The 5,448-nt window shown below is 64.0% G+C and carries 4 protein-coding genes and 1 pseudogene; 3 read left to right on the forward strand and 2 right to left on the reverse strand.

Annotated elements, in window-relative coordinates:
* From DM995_RS21590 to DM995_RS01830, 3 genes and pseudogenes are all read left to right on the forward strand, one after another.
* Positions 1-206: pseudogene (locus DM995_RS21590) on the forward strand (D-2-hydroxyacid dehydrogenase); the annotation flags it as partial.
* Between the two features lie 211 nt (positions 207-417).
* Entirely contained in the window at positions 418-2,064 is a 1,647-nt protein-coding gene (locus DM995_RS01825) for an acetolactate synthase large subunit (RefSeq protein WP_023836962.1), read from the forward strand.
* Between the two features lie 107 nt (positions 2,065-2,171).
* Positions 2,172-3,605, forward strand: a complete 1,434-nt coding sequence (locus DM995_RS01830; protein ID WP_116968309.1) for an aldehyde dehydrogenase family protein — start codon at positions 2,172-2,174, stop codon at positions 3,603-3,605.
* A 4-nt stretch (positions 3,606-3,609) separates the two neighbouring features.
* On the opposite strand, the gene DM995_RS01835 is transcribed toward DM995_RS01830, so the two are convergent.
* On the reverse strand, positions 3,610-4,314 hold the full coding sequence (locus DM995_RS01835; protein WP_157973040.1) for a hypothetical protein: 705 nt from the start codon (positions 4,312-4,314) through the stop codon (positions 3,610-3,612).
* A gap of 135 nt (positions 4,315-4,449) precedes the next feature.
* Positions 4,450-5,448, reverse strand: a 999-nt coding sequence (locus tag DM995_RS01840; protein WP_116968311.1) for a vanadium-dependent haloperoxidase, incomplete at its 5' end; no start/stop codon positions are given.

The following is a 5,448-nucleotide window of genomic DNA, read 5'->3' on the forward strand; positions in this document are numbered from 1 at the left end:
CGTTTCTTGACGTCACCACGCCCGAGCCGCTGCCCGCCGACCACGAGCTGTGGACGCTGCCCAATGTGCAGATCTCGATGCACCTGTCCGGCCGCGCGCAGACGCGAATGTTCCAGCGTTCGGCGGCGCTGTTTGCCGAAAATCTCGGCCGGTTCGTGCGTGGCGAGACGCTGGTCAACGAGGTCGATCTGGCATTGGGTTATTGATCGTCACTGCGCCGGGAAGCACATTTTTGGCGGGTGACTTGGGCAAAATTTGTGGTTATGCCTTGCGTCACACCCAGCATGGAGGGCGGATGCCATGCCGGTAACGAGCCGTTCCGCCCGGGCGTAACAAGCAGCAAGCGCCGCCCGGACATCCTTTCGGTCGCACGAATGCAACGACGAGCCACTTTCGGCTTCCGGGGGAGGAAATTCCATGACCAAAGCATCCGATCTGTTTGTCCAGTGCCTCGAGGCAGAGGGGGTCGAGTATATTTTCGGCGTTCCCGGCGAGGAAAATCTGGACATGCTCGACTCGCTCAGCCGGTCGACCAAGATCAAGCTCATCCTCACCCGGCACGAACAGGGCGCAGGCTTCATGGCCGCGACCTATGGCCGGCATACCGGCAAGGCGGGCGTCTGTATGGCGACCTTGGGCCCCGGCGCGACCAATTTCGTCACTGCTGCGGCCTATGCGCAGCTGGGCGGCATGCCGATGCTGATGGTGACCGGCCAGAAGCCGATCAAGAAATCGAAGCAGGGCCGCTTCCAGATCCTCGACGTCGTCGACATGATGAAGCCGATCACCAAATTCACCCACCAACTCGCCAGCGCCGACAATATCCCCAGCCGCGTGCGCGAAGCCTTCCGCCTCGCCGAGGAGGAAAAGCCCGGCGCGGCGCATATCGAGTTCCCCGAGGACATTGCCGAGGAAAAGACCGAGTCGGTGCCCTTGAAGCCCAGCTCGACCCGGCGTCCCAATGCCGACAAGAAGTCGATCCGCGCTGCCGTATCTGCGCTCGAACAGGCCAAGTCGCCGATCCTGGTGATCGGGGCCGGCGCCAACCGCACGATGACCAGCCGCATGCTGCTGCAGTTCATCGAGAAGACCGGCATTCCGTTCCTGACGACTCAGCTCGGCAAGGGCGTGATCGACGAGCGCCACCCCAAGTTCCTGGGCTGTGCGGCGCTCTCGGCCGGCGATTTCGTTCATCGCGCGGTCGAGGCGGCGGACCTGATCGTCAATATCGGCCATGACGTGATCGAGAAGCCGCCCTTCTTCATGCAGCCGGGCGGCACGCCGGTCATCCATGTCTCGACCAAGACGGCGGAGGTCGATCCGGTCTATTTCCCCGAGATCGAGGTGATCGGCGATATCGCCAACGCGATCTGGCAGATGAAGGAAGACATCGTCCCCAATGGCGGGTGGAAGTTCGACCATATGCTCGACTATCGCAAGGCCGAGCTCGAACACACCAACAAGCTCGCCGAGGACGCGCGCTTCCCGATCTTCCCGCCCTATCTGGTGCAGGAAATCCGCAACGCGATGCCCGACGACGGCATCATCTGTCTCGACAATGGCGTGTACAAGATCTGGTTCGCGCGCGGTTATTGCGCCTATCGCCCGAACACCGTGCTGCTCGACAATGCGCTCGCCACCATGGGCGCGGGGCTCCCGTCGGCGATGATGTCGTCGATGGTCTATCCCGACCGCAAGGTGCTGGCGATCTGTGGCGATGGCGGCTTCATGATGAACAGCCAGGAGATGGAAACCGCCGTCCGGCTGGGGCTCAACATGACCGTGCTGATCCTCAATGACTCGAGCTATGGCATGATCCGCTGGAAGCAGGCGAACATGGGCTTCAAGGACTGGGGCCTGACCTATGGCAACCCCGATTTTGTCAAATATGCCGAGGCCTATGGCGCCAACGGCTACCGCGTCGAGAGCGCCGAGCATCTGAAGCAGCTGCTCGCGCATACGCGCGACACGCCGGGCGTGCATCTCATCGATTGCCCGGTTGACTATTCGGAGAACGACCAGATCCTGAACATCGACATCAAGAAGATGGCGAAGGAGCTTTAAGCACCGCCTCGTTCCCCGGCGGAAGCCGGGGTCCAGGGCCAGCTTGCGCTTTGCCGCTCTGGATTCCGGCTTCCGCCGGAAAACGGCCTGTTGCCTGGGAGTAATCGATGACCACCCTCAAATCCGTCTACCCGCTCTATCTCAACAACGAGGCGCAGCAGCCGAACACCGATCTGGAGGTGACCGACAAGTTCACCGGCGAGGTCGCGTTCCGCGTGGCGCAGGCCGATGCGGCGACGATCGATGCGGGGATCGCCGGCGCGGTCGAGGCGGCCGAGCCGATGGCGGCGATGCCGAGCTATGCGCGGCAGGAGGTGCTCAACCATTGCGTCGCCCGCTTCAAGGAGCGCGCCGACGAGCTCGCCTATGCGCTGTGCGTCGAGGCGGGCAAGCCGATCAAGGACTCAGAGGGCGAGGTCAGCCGCCTGATCGATACCTTTCGCATCGCCGCCGAGGAGTCGGTGCGCATGGCGGGCGAGGTCCAGACGATGGACATCAGCCCGCGCGCCAAGGGCTATCGCGGCATGTGGAAGCGCGTGCCGATCGGCCCGTGCTCGTTCATCTCGCCGTTCAACTTCCCGCTCAACCTCGCCGCGCACAAGATCGCGCCGGCGATCGCGGTCGGCTGCCCGTTCGTGATGAAGCCCGCCAGCCGCACCCCGCTGGGCGCGATCATCATGGGCGAGGTGCTCGCCGAAACCGACCTGCCCAAGGGCGCGTTCTCGATCCTGCCCGCCAGCCGCGACGGCGCGGACCTGTTCACCACCGACGAACGGCTCAAGCTGCTATCGTTCACCGGTTCGCCCGATGTGGGCTGGGACCTCAAGGCACGCTGCGGCAAGAAGAAGGTCGTGCTCGAACTGGGCGGCAACGCGGCGGTGATCATCGATTCCGATGCGAATCTCGACGACGCGATGGAGCGCGTGATCTTCGGCGCCTTCTACCAGTCGGGCCAGAGCTGCATCGGGGTGCAGCGCATCCTGATCCATGCCGATGTCTATGACCGGTTCCGCGACATGCTGGTCGCGAAGACCGCAACGCTGATCGCGGGCGACCCCAAGGATCGCGACACGTTTATCGGCCCGATGATTCACGTCAAGGAAGCGACCCGGCTCGACGGCTGGGTGCAGGAAGCCGTGGCCAAGGGCGGCACCCTGCTGTGCGGCGGCAAGCGCGACGGCGCGATGCTCGAGGCGACGCTGCTCGAGAACGTGCCGCATGACTGCAAGATCGTCACCGAAGAGGCGTTCGGCCCGGTCGCGGTGCTCTCCAAGTTCACCGATTTCAAGGCGGCGATGGCCGAGGTGAACAACAGCAAGTTCGGGCTGCAGGCGGGCGTGTTCACCCGCGACCTGTTCAAGATGTTCGACTGCTGGGACCATCTCGATGTCGGCGGCGTCGTCATCAACGACGTGCCCAGCTTCCGCATCGACAACATGCCCTATGGCGGGGTCAAGGATTCCGGGCTCGGCCGCGAGGGCATCCGCTTCGCGATGGAGGACATGACCGAGATCCGCAACCTGCTGATCCGGGGCGGCTGAGCGTTCAGCCGGTCCCCTGGATCAACACCAGGATCGACGAGGTCACGAAAAAGCCCTTGAAGATCGCGAAAGCGGCAATCCAGCCCGACTTGAGCAGCGACGTGCCCAGCTCGCGCCTGAACCAGCGCGTCTGAAGCACCGTGTACCAGATCAGTGTCAGCAGGAAGATCGGGAAGCCGATATACAGCCCGTCATAGGTCCCGCCCATGATCTCGTACTCGTAGGTCTCGTCGCTCATGAACGCGAGCGCGACGTAATTGGCGAGCCCGAACGGCGCGGCGACGAAGCACTGGCTGTAGAAGGGCGGGCGCAACGAGGCGCGGTCGATTCCGATCCTTTGATGGCGCAGCAGGTCGATCGACAGCAGCAGCGGATAGATGCTGAAGATGAACGCCGTGAACATCAGGTCGTTCTTCCAGTCGCGCAGGAATTCGGGGCTGTCCTTGATCGCCTGTGCCACCGCCTCGGGCCCCAGGATGAAGTCGCTCACCGTGCTCGCCATGGCGATGGTGATCATCAGGAAGACGGGCGGGTTGATCGTGCTCTCATAGCGTTGCTGCGGCCGGTCATCGAGCTCGTCATCGGCATAGGCCATCATCTGAGCCGGTCGAAACAACGAGAGCAGAAAGGTGCGCGGATAGAAATACAGCCAGCTGACGATCTCGAACAGGATGTCCTCGACCGATCGCAGCAACCCCATGAAATCCATGCGCCTTGTCCCCCCAGATGGCCCCGATTGATACCAGAGCCCCGCGCGGCTGCAAGAGGTCGGAAGACGACGGTCGCAGGAGAACAGGGGGCGCATCGTCTGCCGAACGATGCGCCCCCTATCGAGGGCAAGGCGTCAGGGGGTGATCACCACCCCGCCGAGCGAGGGCGCGGCGTTGAAGAAATCATGCGCCTCTTCGCCGATCGCGAGCCCCAGCGGGACGCCGCCGATATTCTCGCCATCGCGGCGCGGGATGCCGTCGAAGCGCCAGTGCACGCCCAGATAGATGCGGCTGACCGAATTCTCCCAGACCGCTTCGGCAAAATTGTCGAACGCCTTGTTGACCCGGGTGCGGGTCGATCCGTCAGGATCGCCCGAGATGCCGTCCAGCTCGTCGGACACGAAGCTGAAGGCTTCCGTGGCGATCGGCGGGCTGGCGTGCGTCTCGACATCGAGAACGTCCTTCAGCGTGATCGGCCCCGGCGCGGTCTTGAGCGCCAGCCGCAAGGTCTGGAACAGCGCCGCCCCGAAGGTCGCATGGCCCGACGGATAGGCGGGGAAATTGGGCGTGCGCGTCGTCGGTCCGGCGGTGTTGGTCTGCGGCGCGCCAAGCGGCGCCCAGAACGGATCGCCGCCGCGTGTCGCATCCTCTTCGCGCAGGCCCACCACCGGGCGCCACAGGTCATAGGCATATTTCCAGTGCCAGGCGTCGATCCCGGCATCGGCCATCGCGACATTGAGCTGGGCAAACAGCTCGGCGGCGCGCGGGATGCTGAGCGCCAGGGGTTCTGCGACCTTGCGCGCGACCTGGTTGTAGAGCCGCGGCGGCACACCCAGGTTCATCGCGCCGTCATAGCCCCAATAGACCCCGATCCGCTCCTGCTCGGCGCTGCGCTTGCCGCGCTGGCGCGCGCCGTGGTCGCGCACCTCGTCGAAATCGTCGCGATAATCCGGATTGCTGAGATAATCGGCAAGGCCATGGCCCGGAAACGGATCGAGCGGCTGATTGGCGGCGCCGGTGAACCGCGTGACATTGCCCCAGACCGGCCCAAGCCGGTTCTGGCCGGGCTGATAGGGATCGGCGCGGTGCTGGCCATAGACCGGATCGGCCGGCTGGTTGGCGACCAGCGAAAC

It is taken from the genome of Blastomonas sp. UPD001, from assembly GCF_003426715.1.
In the GTDB taxonomy this organism is placed as follows: Bacteria; Pseudomonadota; Alphaproteobacteria; order Sphingomonadales; family Sphingomonadaceae; genus Blastomonas.